The organism is Chitinophaga sp. CF418 (genome assembly GCF_900142925.1).
Lineage (GTDB): Bacteria > Bacteroidota > Bacteroidia > Chitinophagales > Chitinophagaceae > Chitinophaga.
The window spans coordinates 73,894-95,301 of sequence record NZ_FRCN01000019.1; the positions used below are offsets into that span (position 1 = coordinate 73,894).

13 protein-coding genes are annotated in these 21,408 nt (G+C 48.5%); 3 read left to right on the forward strand and 10 right to left on the reverse strand.

Features of this window, described 5'->3' with window-relative positions:
- Positions 1–17: 17 nt before the first annotated feature.
- From F3I09_RS31710 to F3I09_RS31725, 4 genes are all read right to left on the reverse strand, one after another.
- Positions 18–1,118, reverse strand: coding sequence for a carboxylate-amine ligase (locus F3I09_RS31710; RefSeq protein WP_149699073.1), 1,101 nt, complete (start codon positions 1,116–1,118; stop codon positions 18–20).
- 78 nt (positions 1,119–1,196) lie between these two features.
- Positions 1,197–2,303 carry a RimK family alpha-L-glutamate ligase gene (locus F3I09_RS31715; protein WP_149699074.1) on the reverse strand — a complete coding sequence of 369 codons (1,107 nt, stop codon included), beginning with the start codon at positions 2,301–2,303 and terminating at the stop codon, positions 1,197–1,199.
- A gap of 169 nt (positions 2,304–2,472) precedes the next feature.
- Positions 2,473–3,183, reverse strand: a complete 711-nt coding sequence (locus F3I09_RS31720) for an alpha/beta hydrolase-fold protein (protein WP_223233452.1) — start codon at positions 3,181–3,183, stop codon at positions 2,473–2,475.
- 130 nt (positions 3,184–3,313) lie between these two features.
- Entirely contained in the window at positions 3,314–6,613 is a 3,300-nt protein-coding gene (locus tag F3I09_RS31725) for a TonB-dependent receptor (RefSeq protein ID WP_149699075.1), read from the reverse strand.
- 369 nt (positions 6,614–6,982) lie between these two features.
- Here F3I09_RS31725 and F3I09_RS31730 point away from each other — a divergent pair, with 369 nt between their 5' ends.
- The gene (locus F3I09_RS31730; RefSeq protein ID WP_149699076.1) at positions 6,983–8,185 is read left to right on the forward strand and encodes a bifunctional 3,4-dihydroxy-2-butanone-4-phosphate synthase/GTP cyclohydrolase II; all 1,203 of its coding nucleotides are present in this window, start codon (positions 6,983–6,985) and stop codon (positions 8,183–8,185) included.
- A 120-nt stretch (positions 8,186–8,305) separates the two neighbouring features.
- Here F3I09_RS31730 and F3I09_RS31735 read toward each other — a convergent pair whose 3' ends face one another.
- From F3I09_RS31735 to ggt, 6 genes are all read right to left on the reverse strand, one after another.
- Positions 8,306–13,039: a translocation/assembly module TamB domain-containing protein gene (locus F3I09_RS31735; protein WP_149699077.1), complete on the reverse strand. Its 4,734-nt coding sequence runs from the start codon at positions 13,037–13,039 to the stop codon at positions 8,306–8,308.
- A gap of 191 nt (positions 13,040–13,230) precedes the next feature.
- Positions 13,231–14,109 carry a TraB/GumN family protein gene (locus F3I09_RS31740; RefSeq protein ID WP_149699078.1) on the reverse strand — a complete coding sequence of 293 codons (879 nt, stop codon included), beginning with the start codon at positions 14,107–14,109 and terminating at the stop codon, positions 13,231–13,233.
- 2 nt (positions 14,110–14,111) lie between these two features.
- A complete protein-coding gene (locus F3I09_RS31745; protein ID WP_149699079.1) occupies positions 14,112–15,158 on the reverse strand; it encodes an aminotransferase class I/II-fold pyridoxal phosphate-dependent enzyme in 1,047 nt (348 codons plus the stop codon).
- 45 nt (positions 15,159–15,203) lie between these two features.
- Positions 15,204–15,632, reverse strand: coding sequence for a hypothetical protein (locus tag F3I09_RS31750; RefSeq protein WP_149699080.1), 429 nt, complete (start codon positions 15,630–15,632; stop codon positions 15,204–15,206).
- Positions 15,633–15,641: 9 nt separating this feature from the next.
- A complete protein-coding gene (locus tag F3I09_RS31755; RefSeq protein WP_149699081.1) occupies positions 15,642–16,172 on the reverse strand; it encodes a DUF1572 family protein in 531 nt (176 codons plus the stop codon).
- A gap of 20 nt (positions 16,173–16,192) precedes the next feature.
- Positions 16,193–17,893, reverse strand: a complete 1,701-nt coding sequence (gene ggt / locus F3I09_RS31760) for a gamma-glutamyltransferase (RefSeq protein WP_149699082.1) — start codon at positions 17,891–17,893, stop codon at positions 16,193–16,195.
- A 160-nt stretch (positions 17,894–18,053) separates the two neighbouring features.
- Between ggt and F3I09_RS31765 the strand changes: the two genes are divergently transcribed.
- Positions 18,054–20,828, forward strand: coding sequence for a TonB-dependent receptor (locus tag F3I09_RS31765; protein WP_149699083.1), 2,775 nt, complete (start codon positions 18,054–18,056; stop codon positions 20,826–20,828).
- Between the two features lie 182 nt (positions 20,829–21,010).
- Positions 21,011–21,391, forward strand: coding sequence for a toxin-antitoxin system YwqK family antitoxin (locus F3I09_RS31770; RefSeq protein ID WP_149699084.1), 381 nt, complete (start codon positions 21,011–21,013; stop codon positions 21,389–21,391).
- The last annotated feature ends 17 nt before the right edge of the window (positions 21,392–21,408 follow it).

Below are 21,408 nucleotides of genomic sequence, written 5' to 3' on the forward strand. Positions count from 1 at the left end.
ACTGCAAAGTTACGGGTTTAGCAGTCTTTCAGGAACTGATTGGTGATGAAGTCGGTCACAGATATCAGATCTTTGGTCTCTGCATAGACTTTCAGCTGCTGATCGGCGCCGGTACCGTTTTCAAGGATATGACGGGTGTGTTCTATATAGTGACGGCTGCCCAGACCATCTACCACATCATCCACAAAGTCCAGCAGCTCATAGATGAGCAACCGTGCATTCACTTCTTCTTCCTTACCGAAATCGATCAGGCTACCATCTATGCCATAGCGGGAAGCACGCCACTTGTTCTCATTGACCAGGGCGCGGTTGTAAATGATGAAGTTCAGGTTCTGCATACGCAGTTTGTAGATCTTGGCGCAGACAGCCTGAAAGAGGGCCGCGATGGTACAGCTATCTGTGACTGTAAGCGGTACGTCGCAGATGCGGAATTCCACAGTATCAAAGAATGGATGCACCCGCAGGTCCCACCATATCTTTTTCGCATTGTCTATACAATTCGTCTTCACCAGCAGGTGGATGTACCGGTCGTATTCTTCTATACTGGCAAAATAGTCGGGAATACCGGTGCGGGGAAACTTATCGAATACTTTTGTACGGTAGGATTTAAAGCCGGTATTACGGCCTTCCCAGAAAGGGGAATTGGTACTTAAGGCAAATACGTGCGGCAGAAAATAACGCACGGAATTGGCGATATGCAGGGCCATTTCCCTGCTTTCCATACCCACATGTACATGTAGTCCGAAAATGAGATTGGAACGGGCGGCATCCTGCATTTCGTTCACGATCTCGAAATAGCGGGGATGGTCGGTGATAAGCTGCATTTCCCAGTTAGAGAAAGGATGAGTACCAGAAGCACCGATGCTGAAACCCAGGTCGCCGGCTATCTGGGCGATGGTGCGGCGCAGCATGGAAACGTCTTCACGGGCTTCGTCTATGTTGGCGCATACCTGGGTACCTACTTCGACTACCGCCTGGTGAAATTCCGCTTTTACCTTATCGCGGAGCACCCTGTGCGCCTGTTCTACTATCTTTTGTTCATGGGACCGGAGTTCACGGGTCGCCGGATCCATGACCATATATTCCTCTTCAATACCGAGGGTGAAATTCTTGAGCATGTGGTGTTGGTGTACAATCAGTTACAAATGACGAATGACGGATCACGGATCGTGATCCGTCATTTCTGGACACCAAAGTTATTCTTTCTTTTTAGTCTTTTTTGCGGGTGTTTTTTTTGCAGGAGTTTCTTTTTCTGACAGCGCGTCTACCAGTTCCCTCGCTTCTTTAGGTGCCTTAGCAGGTGTTACAGCGGCAGATTTCCTGGCTGCGACCTTTTTGGCGCCGGGTACGATAGCCGTTTGCTGACCCTGTACGGCCTGTTGCAGGAAATTGCCCCAGGTAAGATTGTCAGTACCAGGCGTTTGCTGTTGTGCGCGTTGGATGGCGTAAGTGGCAGCCGTTTCCACCACCCATTCAAAATTGTCAGGACCGATCACCTTTTCATTGGTCTCCGGTGCAGGGTTCCAGAAGTCGATCACATAAGGCACGCCATCGCGCACGGCAATTTCCACGGAATTGAAGTCGTATCCCAGGTATTGGTTCAACCTCGCCACCTGGTCGGCAATGGTGATCAGCAGATCGCTGTCTCCATTATCTTCCGTCAGGTAACGCTGATTTTCAGGCTGATACGGATCGTAGGGGATCACCCGCACATGCCGGCCACCGATGCAGTAACAACGATAGTAGGATTCGTATTTTATCTCCTCCTGGAGCATCATTACCAACTGTCCGGTGCGGGCATGTTGTGCAAAGAACTCCTCACGGTCATGTATTTTATACACATGTTTCCATCCGCCGCCATTGAATGGCTTCATGTAAGCAGGGAAACCGATATAGTCAAAAATGGAATCCCAGTCAAAAGGATAGACCAGGTTCCTGAATGACTGGTCAGTGGTGTTCGGGGGAAGTTCCCTCGAAGGAATCAGGGCCGTTTTAGGCACCTGTACGCCGGTTCTCTGGGCCAGTTCATTGTTGACGAATTTGTCGTCAGCACTCCACCAGAAAGGATTGTTGATAACGGCTGCACCATCCAGGGCAGCCTGTTTGAGCCAGGCGCGGTAGAAAGGAACATCCTGCGAAATACGGTCAAGAAGCACCGCATATCCGGAAGGAACGCCCTGTATAGCTTTATCGATAGATACTGCTTCTGCAGTAATACCATCTACCTGTTTCTCATTCACACGATCAATAAATGCCTGGGGAAAGCCATTTTCCTGGCCAAAGAGGAGTCCTATTTTTTTCATCTGTAAAGAGTTTTACTGTTTGGATATCCTTCGTTTACAACAGCAGCGTTTGAGAATCAATATTTGCGCCAACGGCAGGATTTTCATTGCCCGTACTGATTATAACAACTGTGTTATACGTTGGTTGTCTTTGTACAAAAAGTATTGCGCCAGTCAGCGCCGTTTGTCCCTATTTAATGAGTGACAGATAGTATGGCAGCAATTCCAGCCAGGTGGGCCAGTCGTGCGTCCTGTTGGGCCTTACGTCCAGCCAGTGCATAATGCCTTTGTTGTTAAGAATGCCCGACATGGTTTCATTCTGATTGCGGGTGATGTCTTTTTCGGCTACGCCCAATATGATACCCATCCGCCACAGGGCCTCATGAGGATTATCAGGCATAAAGTCCACCGGGTTATGGAAATACACGTTGTCGTCAAAATGGCCATTAAGCCTTGGTTTCAGGTCGAAAACGCCGCTAAGGCTAAACAGGTAGGATACCATCTCGGGGTAGCGGAACGCGAAATTAGCGGCATGATATCCGCCAAAACTGCAACCAGCTACCGCCACACGGTGAATGCCTGTTTCCATTGTCACTTTTTCCAGTACTTCATGGCGAAGCATATTGTCATACCTGATATGATTCAGCGCTCTCTGCGCCGGAGATATATGAGGATTATACCAGCTATCGCTGTCTATACTATCCGGACAATAGATCCTGATCAGCTGATTATCAACAAACCATTGCAGGGCCTCGATCAGTCCTCTGTCCTTATGTTCGTGATGCCGCCCCATAGATGTCGGGAAGAGTATCAGCGGATAACCCTCTTCTCCGTACACCAGCATTTCAAATTCATGGCCCAGGTGTGGGGAATGCCATTTGTGATGTTGTTCCTGCATCATTATAAATATAAAGAAAAAAGTCTAACAGCTGGTGCAGGAAAGATGAAGTAATGAGTATTATTTCACTTACATAAAAAAAGGGTTGTCCGCCGTAGCTGAACAACCCTTTTTTCTATGAAAAGTGTGCTGTTTATCTGAATGTATAGCGGAAGCCAAGCTGTGCCTGCCAACGAGCTGACTGTACACCGAAATCGTCGATGGTTGCAACAGTCTTGTTATCGTTTTTAACAGGATTCTTGAAGTTGAACTGTGGTGTAGTACCATCAGCTGCAAAACCCACAAGGTTGATCAGGCCATAGTTGTTATAGTTCATACCAGTACGGGTTGAGTACATGCGACCCCAGTTGTTGTTCAGCATATTACCCAGGTTGAATATATCGAAGGTAACCTGTACAGTGTGACGTTTGCCGTTCTTCTGTCCTACAAAGAGATCCTGTGCTAAGTGCAGGTCGAAGATGTGTGTGAATGGAACACGGGCGCCATTCTTTTCAGCATATTGACCTCTGCGTTTGCTCAGGTATTTATCGCTGTTGATGAATGCGTCCAGGGCAGCCCACTGTTGCTCTGGAGTAACAGGAGTAGTGGAACCAGTTGGCGTATAAGCTACCAGGTTGATCTCTGCTGCAGTTCTTGGTACATAGATCAGGTTCAGGCCCCTGTCGCTGCTGGTAGTGTAATCTTTCACGATATTGGTAGACGGATCGATGTATCCGTAAGAATATCTGTCGCCGGACTGACCAGTGTAATACAAGGATATCTGAGTAGCCAGGTGTTTCAGGTACTCTTTTTTGTAGGTTACGGAAGCAACGATCCTTGAGCCTACGTCGAAGATAGAATAACCCAGGTCTACATCGTTACGACCTCTCACGTTTGGCACTCTCCATTGAGAAGAGTTCTGGGAAGACTGACCGTCGTTGATAGATTTAGAACGGCCAAAGGTATAAGATGCAGTACCACTGAAGCCATTATCGAATGATTTCTGTAACTGTGCAGTGATGTTGTATGAATAGCCCTTGCTGGTGTTCTGAGCATACATGATATCGGTATAGTTACCACGTACAGCTGAACCTACGTTCTTCCATATTGGACGGTTGTCGTTACCATTACCGGTTACAGTTGTACCGCTTGGAATATATGACAGGTTGTAGTAAACTACGTTATTGATATTTTTGGTATAGATACCTTCCAGACTACCGATCATACCCCATGGTAAACGCTGATCTATAGCCAGGCTGGTCCTGAATACCTGCGGGAATTTGAAGTCTTTCGCAAACAGGTCGATCTGTCCTGATGGCGCTACAGTAATGCTAGGCTGGTTGAACGGATCGGAGATGAAAGGGATCTTCGGGTTGGTCGCACTTTCCGGTTTGGTAGGATCATAACGCAGGGTCATACCACCCAGGGTCACACCGTTGTTGTTGTACATACCACCCAGCCATACGAACGGAATGCGGCTGGTGAAAATACCAGCGCCACCGCGGATCTGGGTAGTCTGGTCACCTTTAACATCCCAGTTGAAGGCGATACGCGGAGACAGCAGGATCCTGGCATCAGGTTTAGTACCTGTTTTAGCGCCTTTGATATCCCATTTACCTGCAGCTACAACAGCTGGTAATACGGTGTTATTAAAGTCATTGTTCGTAGCAGGATCAGTTAGCAACACCGGCAGGTCAGCACGTATACCCAGAGACACGCGTAAGCGGTCATTGACCTGGTAGTCGTCCTGTGCATAGATACCCAGTTGCAGCGCCTTGAACTTGGCAGCGCCATTTGTGTTATCTCCGGTAGTTTTATCTACAGCAGAGAATGAACGCTGGTATTGAACAGGAGAAGCATTATTCATGAAATCATCCAGGCTTGCGAAAGTATAAGAACCATAGTTCTGACGGATAAATACATTCGTCATATTATAGAACTCATTACTTGTACCCAGGGAGATAGTATGTTTACCTCTGTACAGTTCCAGGTTGTCAGTCAGGGTGAATACATTCTGTTTCAACAGGTTCGCAACAGAGAATTCCTCTGTACCGAAGCTGACAGACTCTTTGGTAATGAATACGGAAGTATATGGTGAACCCATGATTCCGCGGTCATCCCTTACGATGTTGGCACCTACCAGCAGGGAGTTGGAGGCCCTGTTTCCGAACTGGCTTTTCAGCTCGGCGGTAGTAGCATTGGTCGTAGAAGGGAAGAGGACACCTTTGTTGGCAAAAGTGATAGTATTAGCGCTGGATTTACCCGGGCTTACACTTTCGCCATGCACATAGCTGTGACGAATAGTGAACTTGTGGGCATCGCTGATGTTCCAGTCGAGTCTTGCGAAGAATTTACGACCATCCAGTGAGTTTTCTACTGTTTCATAACCACCCGGATCGTAACCTGATGCTTTCAGCTTGGCTGTGAGATCAGCCAGCTGTTGCTGTGTAGCATGAGCACTACCAGGACCGTTCGCATATGTTGAATAGGTAAATGGCTGTGGACGGGTTTCTTTCTGCCACTCAGCGTTCACGAAGTAGAACAGTTTGTTCTTGATGATCGCACCGCCTAAACGTGCACCATAAGTTTTAGAAGAGAAGTCAGCCAGCTTGGCCCTCTTGCTCTCATCCTTGTTAGGAGTTTTACCTGCCAGGCTCTCATTACGGACGAAGTAGTAAGCAGAACCCTCGATATCGTTGGTACCTCTTCTGGTCACCGCGTTGATAGCACCACCGGCAAAACCACCCTGTTTTACGTCGAATGGAGATACATTTATGTTAAACTGGTCGATGATATCAATACTGAACGGAGAGATACCGATCTGACCACCATTGGTACCGTTTTCTGCGAGACCGAATACGTCGTTCTGTACAGCACCATCCACGAAAGTAGCGTTGTACTTGTTGTTGGTACCTGCGATGGAGATAGTCTGGTTTCCGCTACCATCTTTGGTCAGTTTTGCCTGAGGGGTCAGACGTACGAAGTCTGTCAGGTTTCTTCCCACAGTAGGCAGCGCGTCTATCTGAGAACGGTTCAGTACAGTCTGCGCACCTTTACGGCTGGAGTTAAACACACCACCGCTTCTCTGTGCTACCACCTGTACTTCCTTGATATCCTGGGCTTTTTCTCCCAGGTTCATGTTCAGTCTGAATGGTTGACCAAGGGCGAGGAAAATATCTCCCTGGCTGAATTCCGTGTAGCCGATATAGGACGCGGTCACCTTGTACGGTCCGCCAACATTCATGTTAGGGATCCTGTAAAAACCCTCAGCATCGGTAGTAGTACCATATTTGGTGCCTGAAGGTACATGGATTACAACAACGGTAGCGCCAGGCAAAGCCTCCTTGGCAGGGCCGGTAATTTTACCGAGCATGCTACTGGTAGTTACCTGGGCATAGGAATGAAAAGCGATAAACAGTACAATGAATGTAGATAGTAGTCTTTTAAATCCCATAAATGAGCGATTTGATTTATGACGCAAAGGTGGCGAATAAAAATTTACAGATTTTAACTATAAATTAACAAATTGTTAAGCCATTGAGGTTATTAGCTTTACTGGATATAATTTTGGATAGCCGTTAGGTAAAACAGGTATTTCATCGAGTTTGTTCAAGAATTTGTCCCAGAAATTCTAAAAAATCGAATAGGACATCTTTAAAATACTTAGAATATTGTAGCGCATGGTATTAAATCATATACTTATCTCCCCGAATATTTATATGGTTTATTGCTACATATGTGCAGTGATATTTAGGTAAGCAGATAGGATAGGGTATGGTGCTTTTTTTAGCATAACTTTGCAAATTAACTTTAATAAAGCGCTATGCTAGATACAATAGAATCAGCCATAGAAGATATCAGGAATGGTAAGCTGGTAATAGTCGTAGACGACGAGGACAGGGAAAATGAGGGAGATTTCGTCACAGCAGCAAGGAACGTAACACCGGAGATCATCAACTTTATGAGCCGTTACGGCCGTGGTTTAATATGTGCACCGCTGGTGGAAGAGCGCTGTGATGAACTGAAGCTGGAAATGATGGTGCGTGACAACACCGCCCTGCACCAAACACCTTTTACCGTATCGGTGGACCTTTTGGGCCACGGATGCACCACAGGCATATCAGCGCACGATCGTGCCAAGACAGTACAGGCCCTGATAGATCCTAATACACGCCCTGAGGAACTCGGGAAACCGGGACACATTTTCCCCTTAAAGGCAAAAACCGGCGGCGTATTACGTCGTACCGGCCATACGGAAGCAACCATCGACCTGGCCAGGCTGGCTGGTTTTGAACCTGCCGGCGTACTGGTAGAGATCATGAACGAGGACGGCTCCATGGCCCGACTGCCACAGCTGAAGGAAATAGCAGATAAATTTGATCTGAAGCTCATTTCCATCAAAGACCTGATCGAATACCGCCTCGAAAAGGAAACCCTGATCGAAGAACAGGTAACTGTACATATGCCTACCGCATATGGCGACTTCGAACTGGTGGCTTTCAAACAACTGAACTCCGGCGACCTGCACATGGCCCTGAAAAAAGGTACCTGGGAAAAAGGTGAACCGGTGCTGGTACGTATCCACTCCTCCTGCGCCACAGGCGATGTCCTGCACTCCCTCCGCTGCGATTGCGGCGAACAGCTGCACAAGGCCATGGAAATGGTAGAACGTGCCGGTAAAGGCCTGATACTGTATATGAACCAGGAAGGCCGTGGTATTGGACTGCTGAATAAACTGAAAGCCTACAAGCTGCAGGAAGAAGGCCGGGACACCGTACAGGCAAACCTCGAACTGGGCTTTAAAATGGACGAACGCGACTATGGGGTAGGAGCACAGATCCTCCGTCATATGAATATTACCAAAATGCGCCTGATCACCAATAATCCCCGTAAACGGGCAGGATTGAAAGGATATGGCCTTGAAATAGTGGAAAATGTACCCATTGAAGTACATCCGAATCCACATAACGAATTCTATCTCAAGACCAAACGCGACAAGCTGGGTCATGAGATCCTGAAGGGATAATATTGCAGACTGTCAAATAAAAAAGGAATCAGCGTAAACTGATTCCTTTTTTATTTGACAAACATGCCAACCCCTAACGGGGTTTATTGTGTTTTGTTATGGTTACCGGATTCCCCGGGGTTAATTCCCTCCTCTTTTCTTTAAGCTATCCTCTTTTTCACGCTGTTTTTCAATCTCTTCCTGCCGGATGGCTTCCGCCCTCCTGAGGGAGTCAATAAAACGACGCCTGTTCCGCTCATTGAACAGCTCTGAGAACTTATTATACTCACGTATATAAGAAATACCCAGACCCGCCTTGTTACGGTTCACCAGGTTATATACGTCATAGTCCGATTTACTGAAGGCATTGATACGGATACGGCCTTCCGGTGTCAGGAGGTACTCTGCCCTGAAGTCACCGGCAAAACGGTTGGCATTGGCAGAGGTGCTGGCCTTACCCCAGTCATAGTCCCCGCCCACATACAACCTGATCCTGTTATTATAGAGGTTACTGGTTACCCCGGCGCTCACCTGGTTACGGTCGAGAGACGCATTGTCCTGACTACCAATGTTATAAGCCCTGTAGTTTACATTGATACCGATACCGCTGTTCTTCAGCAGGGTGCCGGTAATATTGTTCAGAATAGCAGATGCCTGTGCACTTAATGCCTGGCCCACACTGTTCTTACCCGTTGTAGCCACGCTGGCGCCCCCGGCTGAGTTAGGATCTTCCGGCAGGAACTGGTTGAACAGCAGGAGACCGGCCATCTGTTGCAGGGCCTTGTTCTGGTCCTGGTTGATCTCCCTCAGTTTGGCCGCTACACCACTTTCGTAGGCAACCGAACCTACTTCCGGCAGATTGATCTCATAAGTGATATCAGGCTTCATCAGCTCATTCCGGAGATTGATCAGGATGTCGACCCTTTCTGTACGGGTAGCCAGCTTATCACCGGCGGTGGATGAGTTACCCACCAGGTTATAAAGACTTACTTTAGGCAGGGTATATTTCGCATGGATATCCACCTTGGCTTCTGTGGGATCCCCATTCCAGGTGATGGAACTGCTTTTATCAATGTCAAACTTCCAGCTGGTCAGTCTTTGCAGGGTAAAATTGTAAGATCCATTATTGATCTCATAGTTACCGAACATGGTGAAATCCCCTTCGGTATTCACGTTGATCTGCAGGTTACCAGTACCGTTTGCTGAGATCATATCACCGGAAGCAGCATCCATGATCACATCGATCTGAGCATCAGGCGTAGCAGAAATGTCCAGTTTTACGCTCAGTTTTACGTTGTCTTTCTTCTTTTTCTTTTCTTCCTTTATCTCCGTTCCGTAAGACTTGAACGTGATGTAATCTGAACGGCCGATGTCCTTACTGTCTGAGAGGGGCAGATAGAAGTGAGTGGTCCTGCCAGGTCTTGCCTGTATACGCAGCTGCAGATCGTTCAGCGGCCCCGAGAAATAGACCTTACCGTCCGCAATTACGTTTCCGTAGAAGAGATCACTGTCTGCCGCCCCTGTATTCAGGAATACGAAGTTGCGGGCAGTAACATCAAAGTCGAAGTTCAGGTTATTGAAATGATCATGTGAAATATAACCGCTGGCAGTGGCCTTGCTGTTATTCTTATCTATTATGAAGAAGTTCCCGAATTCAATCAGGTTATCGTCTATGTTCACATTGAGGCGGGGGATGGTATAGTAGGTGCCCAGGTATAATACCTTCACACCCGCACTGTCCACACGCAGGTTACCATGTACTGATGGCTGCTGGGTAGTACCCGTTATGGCCAGTTTGCCGGAGGCCATCCCTTTCAGGTCTGTCACATATTCATTCACAAAGCGGTCCAGGATACTGAGGGAAGTTCCGTTCAGCTCCACATTTGCCTGTAGTCTGTTGTTGGTGGAAGATACACCTGCCAGCCCTTCTGCAAAGAAATTCTTGCCCTTATTCTCTGACCTGACGGAGAAGGTGACATCACCCGTTTCCTGTCTGTAGCCGCCTTCAAAGGCTACCAGGCCAATAGAGTCGTTGTCAATACGGAGCTCACTGGTAGTGATCAGGGCATCGACGTCGAGGTTGCGGGTAGGATCGGAAATATTGATGGTCCCATTTGCCAAACCCTCTATACGCATGCTGGTCAGCTGGTAGGGGATTACATCCGACAGGTTCAGGTTCTTGAGGTTCACGATAAATTTGGACTCGTCCGGATTGTATTCGTTGGTTTCTACCGTGATGCTCTGTTCGTTCCTCGTTACCTGCAGGTTATGAATGGTCAGGAAATCCTTGCTCCAATATATCTCATTACCCGGGGTGACGTTCCATTGTCGCTCGTTGACGGTAAAGGCACTGTTGAGGAAACTCACCTTCACGCCTTCCGCCACTGTAATGACCCTGGCATAGAAGCCATCCATGGAGGATGAGTCAGCCGCCTGCAGGTCCACCTTAATGTAGGAAGTATCCCTGCCGGAATTGGCCAGGATCAGCGGATGCTGCAACCATACCTTGTCGCCGGATGATACCTTCCCTATACTGGTGCTGATATCTATCTTGTCGAAGGTACCAGTGCTTTTCAGCTGGAGATTTTCAAAGTGATAGTTCCTGTAAGAAGCCAGCGGTACATTGACATTCAGCGCCAGGTTGCCCTTAATGGTATTCAGGTTGCCTTCTATGGTGGAGTTGTCAAAGCCGGAAATATCTTTTGAAAAGCCGCGTATCAGTTTATCTACCTGTCCCAGCTGGAAGGCGAAAGAGAAATCCTGCTGGATATTGTCTTTGGGCGCAGTAGGGAAGTAGCTGGGGTAATATTTATTCAGCAGCAGGCGGAAAGCATCCGGCAGCAGCATGAAGCTGTAATTCCCTTTTACATATCCGCCTATCTCACTACCCTGGATGGCCAGTACTTTCACATTATTTTCCAGGTGGGTGGATACATTGAGGGAGTCAAACTCCAGTCTGCGCTGATCTTTGAACAGGGATACATTGTATACCCTGGCAGAACCATTGAAGTTATCTATGTTATCACCGGCAAAGTTGAGGGCCAGTTTAGCCTGCAGCACGATAGAATCGCCCGTCAGTTTTAAAGCTCTCAGGTTGCCATGGCGGATGTCGGAATCAAAATCGAATACTGGTACATTGCCGTTGAAATCAATAGTACCGGAAAAATCCATGTCCAGGTTGGGATCATTGACCGTCAGGGAGCCGTTGAAGAATTTACGGTTCATTTCCCCCTTGGTCTTGATATTACTGTAACTGTAGCCGTTCAGTGTGATCTGCTGTACATCAGCGTCTACTGCCGCCTTCAGGGTCCTGAAGTTGAAACCTTCCCCGTTCAGCTTCGCACTAAGGGAGACGGTGCCTATTTCAGGCTCGTCTACCAGGGCGCCTACGTTGAAAGCATCTGTGGTCAGGCTTCCTGAATATACCGGCACATCCCTGTTCGTTTTGAAGTTAAGGTCGGAATTCAGGTTGCCGAGATTGGTCTGGAATTTACCGTATGCCACGAAGTCATTTACGAATCCTGTAAAACTACCGGCAAAACGGATATTGTTCAGCCGCTCCAGTTTCACGGGATCGATGTTCCGCAGATCAGCAGCTATGCTGGTAATGTCAGCCCCGGTGGTCAGCAGTTCTTCCGCGTTAAAGTCAATGTAGGTATTGTTGATGTCCGGAAGGCCACGCATTTCCAGTCCTCCTTTCAGGCGGGTGGTAGTGCCGGCTTCCAGCCGGATATTGGATGCTTTCAGGTTGCTGACCGGGCCACGGGCGTCTCCGCTCAGGGAGATCTCCTTTTTCCAGTCGGATAGTTCTGGCGCAAAGTAGGCGATATCGTCAGAATGCAGGGTACTGTTCACAATATGCGCACGCATGTATACCTCATCCACGTAATGGTTCATGTCACTGATATCAGCATACTGCATGGTATAGTAATCCCGCAGGTGACTGCGGTTGGTGAACAGGTCCATGTGGGAGAACTCCATCTCTACCGGCGACATCTTGAACTTTGCCGTCAGCTTTTTTACCTCAAAACCACTCCGCTCTTTTGTGCTCATGGTCAGGTCTCCGAGTATGCTGTCTTTTACCAGGCTGGTATTGGTCAGCGACAGGTTGATTTTGTCGAAGCGGATATGATTGGGCGCAAAATAACCTGTTTTCACCGGGGTAGCATCTTCCAGGTCATCTACCCCTAAGGTACCGTCCTTGATGGAGATCTCTTTCACCAGCAGCTTCCAGTTGGCGCTGTTCCAGCGAAGTGCGGGAATAGCTGCTGTATCTGTCAGTGGTGCTGCCGGTGGCAAACGGCGTTTCTTACGGAGGGGAGAAGCCGGGTACCGGGAAATGATAAACGTAGGTTTATCCAGGGTCAGCTCCTGTATATCAATGTTATGCAGGTTAAGGTCAATATTCTTGGCATCTACGTAAATGCGTTTAGCCGCCACACGCATGTCTTCTCCAATCCAGGCATCTATCTGGTTAATGCGGACGTTGCGCAGATCTGTCTTACGCAGGTCCAGCGAAATACCTCCGCTGCCTTTACGGGGTTTAAGGGTCGTATCCGGCGGAGCGCTGAATTCATCGATGATGAACTGGTAGTTCCACACAGAATCATTCCTCAGGCGTATCAGGTTCACATCAGCATCTTCCAGGCCGATAAACTTTATAACGGGTTTGTCCTGGAAAAAGAACCAGTCTGTAATACGCAATTGCAGTACGCGGGCATAGAGCAGGGTATCTTTATGACGGTCTTCTATCAGTGTGCCTTCCAGGCGAAAGCTATTAAACAGGCGAAGGTTGACATGCTCGATCTCTACTCTGGTCCTCAGTTGTTCTGACAGGCGTTGGGTGACTTGATGCACCAGGAAGTTCTGTACCACCGGAATGTTTACCAGTACGCCGATCAGGATGATCAGGCCCAGGATACTCAGGAAGATAACAGATAATATTTTACGTACTTTTTTCAGGCGGCGATATTTAATCCGGCAAAAATAGTTGAATTACTTGATAGAACTATAAGAGAACGCAGAAGTGCCGGCTATCGTCTGTGAGTATTGTATGAGTATTGTAGTTATAACACTGGTTTAACAGTATATCCTTCTTTCCGCAACAGTTCAATCACCCCCATGTTACCACCCAGGTGACCAGCACCTACGGCAAAGAAGGTGGAGGCCTTCCCTGCTTCACTGCTGATGGTACCTATCCAGTTACGGTTACGCCTGTCCAGCAGCAGGTCCTTATACCTGAGCATATCTTCTGTTTCGATGATCTGGTTGTACAATGACTGTATATCACCTTTCTTGTATGCCGTCATCATATGGTGGTATACTTCTCTGGATTTCGCCGTATCGGTAATGGTTTTGAGCATCATTGCGGCTTCTTCCGTATCGGGAATGCTATCAAAAATGGCCAGCTGGTCCATTATTGTTTCCAGTCCTTTGACAGGCAGCTGCTGTGCTTTGGCCAGTTTGATAAACTCCGCCTCTGTAGATGCCGGTTCGGCGCAGGTAGTGGTAAAGAACTTCTGAATCATGAGGGAATATATGACCAATGGCTTCAGCTTATCCAGCTGTGACAGTTCGATGTTCAGGGTATCATGGAACCATGTAGACAATTTTACATAATCATCCGCTGCCAACAGGGCCTTGAAGGAATAGGGCGCCGGCATCAGCACGGCCGTTCGTAAACGGCTTGTTTCCTGTATATCGTCGATGTTCACTTCCAGGTACAGCGATTTGGATTGCTTCAGGGCGTTGAGTGTAGCGGGAGAGAAACGATGGTCCTCAGGACAGATAGCGTGAATGGTGCCATATAACCAGGAAGGGCTCTGCAGGCCTTTACCGGATATTTCCCAGAGTAGCGAAGACTTTTCCAGGGATGGCCGCTGGCCTTTGGCGGTTAACAACAACAAGCTGCAGGAAAGCAGCAAGGAGAGCTTTTTGAATAGCATGTCTATCTGTTTATGAGTAATTTATGGAGTATATACAGATCCTCCTCCGAATGCTGGGCAGAAACAATGATCCTGTTTACAGGCGGGCTATCCGGATTAGGATAACCAAATGAGGATATCATGATATCATGCTCCAGCAGGTATTTTTCGATACCGGCATTATCCTTCAGCAGGAATACCGGCAGGTGGAAGGGGTTATGCAAATATCTGATATTTCCCGTCAGGGATTCAAAATAACCAATCCGCTGCCGTAACAGCGTTCTTTGTTCGCTATGCAGTGAAAAGCTTTGCAGGAAAGCCCAGGCATTGGCAGGCATCATGGGCGTGGCGCCGGTGAACAGCGGTAGCTTTTTAATGGCGGCAATATCTGCTGCATGCCCAGATACCACTCCTCCCTGGGCGCTGTAAGCTTTGGCGAGGGAAGCTGCCAGCAGGTAACGTACAGGAGGATGCTGTGGCAGGGTATCTATGATGCCATTACCATCTGCACCGATCACTCCAATGCCATGCGCATCATCGATGAGTACCAGCACCTGCCGCCGCAGTTGTTGCAACCAGGAAAAATCATTGATGGTACTGGTGAGTGGATTCACACTATCTGCCACAATCACGAAGTAGTCATCCGGATGCGCATTGACCTTATCTACCGTTGCTGCTGCCCAGGCAGACCAGTCCTGTAAAGGAATAAGCGGCTGTCCTTTCCATAAAGCCGGATGGGCCGATGGCGCATACAATAACTCTCCCTTTGTAGCGGCATATTGTACTGCCGCCTGGGATGCCAGGTAACCCGAAGAAAAAGCAGCAGCTGCCTGTTGTTGCTGCAACACGGCCAGGGCATGCTCCAGCTCATCATACAGGTGCAGTCTCGTATTGGCGATACGGGAGGAAATAAAAGTGGTCCCATATTCATCGATACCCTGTTTCAGCAGCTCCTTAAAAGCAGGAAGCGCATGTAAGCCCAGATAAGAAAATCCGGAAAAGAAGAGATATTCTTTTCCGGAAATGCTTGTTTTGCTCGTAGGCGTTGTATGTGTGAATTGTGCCTGCATGTCGTGTGTCTTTTAATTCGCTGCCTGCCACATGGCAACAGCCCACTATTCGGCTTTCGTTTTCAATATGAAATAGTAATCCCCCGATTTCACCTTCATATCAAAATGCGTCTCATCAAGGGTTACAACGGTCACGAGGTTCTCTGCTGACCGCAGGCCATTGGACGCCGTTACAGAAATAACCTTACCGTCGCTCAGCAGTTTATATTTGCCGGAATCAGGTTTATTATCGATGGTGGCGATGAACAGGTTATCGTCAAGGAACTGGTAGAACACGTTCGTGTAATATCCTCTCTTCAGTTCAGTGGCCTGGTTGATCTGTGTAATATCGTAGGCCGATCCCGGTGGAATGACCACATCATACACCCGCCATTTCTTGTGCAACAGCAGTGTGTTCGTACGGCCGCTGTTACACGCACTGAATACAAGGGCAAGTATCACTGCGGACAGGATGGCCTGTAATCTGATCTTCATGGTATACTATTATTGTTTTTTTCCGAACATGTCCTGGTTAAATGTCTGCGATTGCCCTTTAGGAATAGACAGGCTTTTCCAGTCAGACTTTTTGATCATTTTACCAATGTACACAATTTGCCCTACATGGTAGGGGATATGGCTTAGCTGCCTGTTGATGGCATCCAGCACAATATGTGGCTCACTGCGAATGTAGACGGTCTTTTCCAGGTCTTCCGGCTGTAAGGCACCGATAGCATCCAGCATACATTTCCAGCCGGCTTCCCATAGTTTAATGATGTCTTCTGCGGATGCATTGTCATCTTCAAATTCCACGTCCCTGTTGCGCCAGGGTTTTTCGCCATCGGAGTGCAGGAAATCCGTCCAGCGGGAATGCATATTACCGCTTACATGTTTTATGATCAGGTAGATGCTGTTAGGTTCCCCTTCCGGCTGCCAGTGCAGCTGTTCGCCGGTAAGTGCGGCGAGTGTCTGGTCCCCGAGGGATTTATAGTATGCGAATCTTTTCAGCACACTATCCAGGAAGATTTGTCCTATCATAAAAAGTAGTTTAGATGTGATCAATAACCGGCCACGCTGTCATCACCTCTTTTATCGCCGGCTGCTTCCAGCTGTCCTTTGCCATTCACTTTAATGACCTCTGTACGGCCAATAGGGCCACGGGATATTACCTTATATCCCATCTCCTTTAAGTACTGTAAAGGTGTCTCATCAAAGTCTTCCTCTACATCCACCTGGTCGGGCAGCCACTGGTGATGGAATTTGGGCGCATCTACTGCCTGTTGGGTAGGCAGGTTGAATTCAATGATATTGAGCAGGGTCTGAAACACAGAAGTGATGATGGTAGAACCTCCGGGCGTACCCGCTACAATATAAGGTTTATCTTTCTTCAGCACGATGGTAGGCGTCATGGAGCTTAACATACGTTTGCCGGGAGCTACCGCATTTGCCTCTGTTCCCACCAGGCCATACATGTTAGGCGTACCGGGTTTTACACTGAAATCGTCCATTTCGTTGTTCAGGAAAAAGCCTGCGCCGCCTACTACCACTTTGGAACCATAGCCGCCATTCAGGGTGGTGGTCACTGATACGGCATTGCCCTCGCTGTCCATTACAGAAAGGTGCGTGGTCTCATCGCTTTCATAATAAACAGTTCCCGCGTGGGTCTGTTTACTGGAGCCGGCATGGTGTGGATCAAAATCTTCCATACGGGTGTGCAGGTATTCGGGAGAAGTGAGTTGTTTTACCGGTACTTTCACAAAATCAGGGTCTCCCAGGTATTGCGCACGGTCTGCATAGGCGCGGCGTTCCGCTTCTATCATGAGGTGCATGGCGTTGACAGAATGAAAGCCCCAGGCCGCCAGCGGATATTTTTCCACCATGCCCATCATCTGCTGGAGTGCAACGCCGCCGCTGGAAGGTAATGGCATGGTGACAATACGGTAATTTTTATAGTAGAAGGAAACAGCTGTCCGTTCTTTGGCCTCATAAGCTTTCAGGTCTGCTGCCGTGATCAAGCCCTTACCACGTTTCATTTCAGCAATGATGAGTGCAGCGGTCTCCCCTTCATAGAAGCCTGCCCGGCCATTGACACTGATCCTTTTCAATGTGGCGGCAAGATCTTTCTGCAAGAGGGTATCTCCCGCTTTCCAGGTCTTTTTTCTCACAAAAGCGTTGGGCTGTGTATTGAGCTTACTGAACAGTTCCTGCTGACTATTCAGGCTGTTGGCTTCCCTCCCGGTAATAGCGAAGCCTTTTTCAGCCAGCGTAATGGCAGGAGCGATGAGCTGCTGAATGGTCAGCTTTGCATAGGGCAGGGATGCAAAGATACCGGCTATGGTACCCGGTACTCCCGATGCCAGGTGTCCTTCCTGGCTGAGGCCTGTGTTGGCATTGCCGGAAGCGTCGATGTACATATCGCGGGAGGCGCCGGCTGGCGCTTTTTCCCTGTAGTCGATGGCCAGGTCTTTTCCGTTTTTCAGGTGTGCAACCAGGAAACCTCCGCCTCCCAGGTTACCTGCAGCGGGATATACCACAGCCAGCGCCAGTTGGGTGGCAATGGCTGCATCTACCGCATTACCACCCTGTTGTAACATCAGCAGGCCTGCCTGACTGGCCAGCGGATGTGCTGAAACAACAGCGCCATGACTGGCGGTGACACTTTTTTTAACTAGATAATGATAGGCATTAATCTGAGCTGGTTGCTGTGCATAAGCTGTGCTGGCAAGGATTATAGCCAGTAAAACCGAAATCGTGCGCATGCGTTTATGAGTTTAATCCTGGATTGAATATTTACAAGTTGTTCTAAATGCGCTGTCAAATTAGTATTTTAGATAATAGACAGATCAATTCGTTCTTGTAGCAATAACATAACCAAAAGAACAACTCAAAATCTAAAAACCCAAATCTAAATCGAATCTTATGTTACATCCGGTAGCCCAACTGAGAGGCCTTGTGCTTCTTATTATACTTACTTTATGTGTATCAGCCTCCTCGTATGGCCAGACCGGCACCATTACGGGGACCGTCACGGATGGCAAAGGACCGCTGGCCAATGCCACTGTACATATCGAGCATACCAATAAAGGCGGATATACCAACGCCCAGGGGCGCTTTACCCTGGAAATAGTACCCGGCAATCATACAGTGCTGATCAGTTACGTGGGCTATGCCGCCCAGCGTAAGACAGTGACCGTCAGCGCCGGACAAACCACTACGCTGGATGTGACACTCGAGGCAAGCACTACCATGAATGAACTGGTGGTATTAGGCTCCCGCAGCCTGCCACGTACACAAACGGAAACGCCTGTACCGGTAGACGTCATTGACATCAAACGTATTGCTGCCGATGCCCCGCAGGTGTCTATCAACCAGATCCTGAACTATGTGGCTCCGTCCTTCAGCTCTGGTACACAAACAGTTGCAGATGGTACTGACCATATTGATCCTGCTTCCCTGCGTGGTCTGGGGCCTGATCAGGTACTGGTGCTGGTGAACGGTAAGCGCCGGTACAATACCGCCCTGGTGAATGTAAACGGTAGTTTCGGCCGTGGCGCGGTAGGTACCGATATGAATGCCATTCCCACATCTGCCATTGACCGTATTGAAATACTGCGTGATGGCGCCGCCGCTCAGTATGGTTCTGATGCCATCGCCGGTGTGATCAACATCATCCTGAAAAGTACGGTGAACCGCCTGAACGTAAATGTAACCACAGGCGCCAACGTTACCTCGCAGGCAGACGATAATATAGACGGCCAGACGGTGCAGACCGGCGTTAACTACGGTATTCCTGTGGGCACAAAAGGAGGGTACATCAACTTCGGTGGTTCTTACGATTACCGTAACTATACCAACCGTTCCGGGTCATGGACAGGCGCTATTTACCGCACCTATCCCGGTGGCGTGGATAAAACGGATTCTTTCCTGGTGGCCAACAACATCACCCGTAATGACATCCGGATGCGCGCCGGCCAGTCGAAACTGCGCAGCGCACAGCTGTTTGTAAATGCCAGCATTCCGCTGGAAAACAATGCGGAAGTTTATTTCTTCGGAGGTATCGGTTACCGTAACGGAGAGGCTGCCGGGGTATACCGCTTGCCCCACGACAGCAGGAATATACTGGAGATCTATCCACTGGGTTTCCTGCCGGAAATACACAGCGATATTTATGACCGTTCTTTTGCAGTGGGTATACGTGGTAACCTGGGCGACTGGAAAGTGGATTTCAGCAATGCCTATGGCCGTAATGAATTTGGTTTCAAAGTGGAAAATTCACTGAACGCATCTCTGGGCAAAGCGTCTCCCACAAGCTTTACCTGTGGCGGACCTGTCTTCACCCAGAACACCACCAACGTGGATTTCTCCCGCCGTTTTAACGTACTGGAAGGATTGGATGTAGCCTTTGGAGCAGAGCACCGCTTCGAGCAATATCAGCTGATAGCCGGGGCAGAGAACTCTTACACCGATTATGGACGCGCTAGGAAGATTGGTGTGGACGCTAATGGCAAAGACATCCTCATACCAGACCCGCAGGGATCTGTCAATACTGTATTCGGGCCTGATGGTACACCCAGGGCCGGCGGTGCACAGGTATTCCCCGGCTTCCGTCCTGAGAATGCGATCAGGGCCACCCGCAGCGCTATTGCCGGTTATGTGGACGTAGAAGCCAATTTCTCATCCGCATTCCTGCTGGGAGGCGCCTTGCGTTTTGAGAACTATAACGATTTCGGCAGTACGCTGAATGGTAAGCTGACAGCCCGTTATAAGCTGAGTGAGAAAACTGCGCTCAGGGCATCTGCCAGTACCGGGTTCAGGGCGCCATCCCTGCATCAGCGCTTTTACTCTTCTACCTCCACTTTGTTTGTAGATGGTGTGCCTTATGAAGTGGGTACTTTCACCAACGACAGCCGCCCTGCACAACTGCTGGGCATTCCACAGCTGAAACCTGAAAAGTCCAAAAGTATCAGCGCCGGGTTTACCAGCACTTTCGGTAAGTTCAATCTGACCCTGGACGGTTACTTTACGCATATCAACGACCGCATCGTATATACTGACCAGTTCTCCGGCAATAATGCCGATACAGCGTCTGCCGTCGACAAGGAAATATACCAGCTGTTGTCGCTCGCCAATGCCAACAGGGCGGCGTTCTTTGCCAACGCGATCAATTCCGAGACCAAGGGCCTGGACCTGGTACTGACCTACAGTACAAAGCTGGGCAGGGGAACACTGCGTGCAGACCTTTCCGGTACCTATAGCTATACACAGCGTGTTGGTCAGATCAAGGCTTCTGAAAAACTGAAAGGCAAAGAGAATATCTATTTCAGCCGCGCCAGCAGGATCTACCTGGAAAGAACGGTGCCACGTGAGAAAGTGAACCTGACATTATCTTACAACATCGGTAAGTTCAATGCCTTCCTGCGTAACGTTCACTTCGGATCTGTGGAGGAAGCAACCAACGATCCTGCTTTCTTCCAGACCTATTCTGCCAAAGTGGTAACGGATGTGGCGGTGGGATATAAGCTGACGCCTGCCCTGAAACTGAGCATCGGTTCCAACAATGTGTTTGACGTGTATCCGGACCTGGTAGCCAATCCTGCCAATACCACCAACAACCAGTTCAGGTATAGCAGAAGGGTGACACAGTTCGGTTATAATGGCCGTTTCCTGTTTGCAAGGCTGGAGCTGAACCTGTAAATATTTACTGTAACTGAATAAATATCAATGGAATGAATGCAGTTGGCCGTTCATTCCATTGATACATTAATTTTTCCTGCTATTTATATTATTATATTTTGCTATATTGAGTATGCCTTTTCAAGATATTTATCCGCATCAGCATGTCCGGTGAACGAACTTCTATAAACATATACAGCACATTGCTCCCAGGATTTCTTCTGTTACTGTTTGCCATCAGTGGATCAGGCTGTGTTTCCGCAGAGGAACATAACAGTGAACTGTTACGCCAGGTAATGCGGGAAGAGAACGGGCATATCCGCTGGAAGGTATATGGCTTTACTGACGATCCCTACAAAGAAAAGGTGGAGATCTACTATGAAAATGGTAAGCTGAAAGAAGTGTATTACCGGAGGGCCGGAAGAATGGAAGGCGTCAGGAATGTTTTCTTCGATAATGGTAAACTATCGGAAACAGGTCACTGGCATGAAGATAACAGGCTGGGGGAGTTCCGTTACTACCGGCAGGACGGGCATCTTGAATGTGTACAGTATTTCGGGCTGATAGGTGAAAGTGTGGAATAAAACCTGTCAATTGTTTA

Excerpts from the sequence above, each read along its gene's own strand:
- F3I09_RS31710 (WP_149699073.1), bottom strand. The coding sequence starts at position 1,118 with ATGCTCAAGAATTTCACCCTCGGTATTGAAGAGGAATATATGGTCATG.
- F3I09_RS31730 (WP_149699076.1), top strand. The coding sequence starts at position 6,983 with ATGCTAGATACAATAGAATCAGCCATAGAAGATATCAGGAATGGTAAG.
- F3I09_RS31715 (WP_149699074.1), bottom strand. The coding sequence starts at position 2,303 with ATGAAAAAAATAGGACTCCTCTTTGGCCAGGAAAATGGCTTTCCCCAG.
- F3I09_RS31740 (WP_149699078.1), bottom strand. The coding sequence starts at position 14,109 with ATGCTATTCAAAAAGCTCTCCTTGCTGCTTTCCTGCAGCTTGTTGTTG.
- F3I09_RS31755 (WP_149699081.1), bottom strand. The coding sequence starts at position 16,172 with ATGATAGGACAAATCTTCCTGGATAGTGTGCTGAAAAGATTCGCATAC.
- F3I09_RS31720 (WP_223233452.1), bottom strand. The coding sequence starts at position 3,183 with ATGATGCAGGAACAACATCACAAATGGCATTCCCCACACCTGGGCCAT.
- F3I09_RS31745 (WP_149699079.1), bottom strand. The coding sequence starts at position 15,158 with ATGCAGGCACAATTCACACATACAACGCCTACGAGCAAAACAAGCATT.
- F3I09_RS31750 (WP_149699080.1), bottom strand. The coding sequence starts at position 15,632 with ATGAAGATCAGATTACAGGCCATCCTGTCCGCAGTGATACTTGCCCTT.
- F3I09_RS31725 (WP_149699075.1), bottom strand. The coding sequence starts at position 6,613 with ATGGGATTTAAAAGACTACTATCTACATTCATTGTACTGTTTATCGCT.
- ggt (WP_149699082.1), bottom strand. The coding sequence starts at position 17,893 with ATGCGCACGATTTCGGTTTTACTGGCTATAATCCTTGCCAGCACAGCT.
- F3I09_RS31765 (WP_149699083.1), top strand. The coding sequence starts at position 18,054 with ATGTTACATCCGGTAGCCCAACTGAGAGGCCTTGTGCTTCTTATTATA.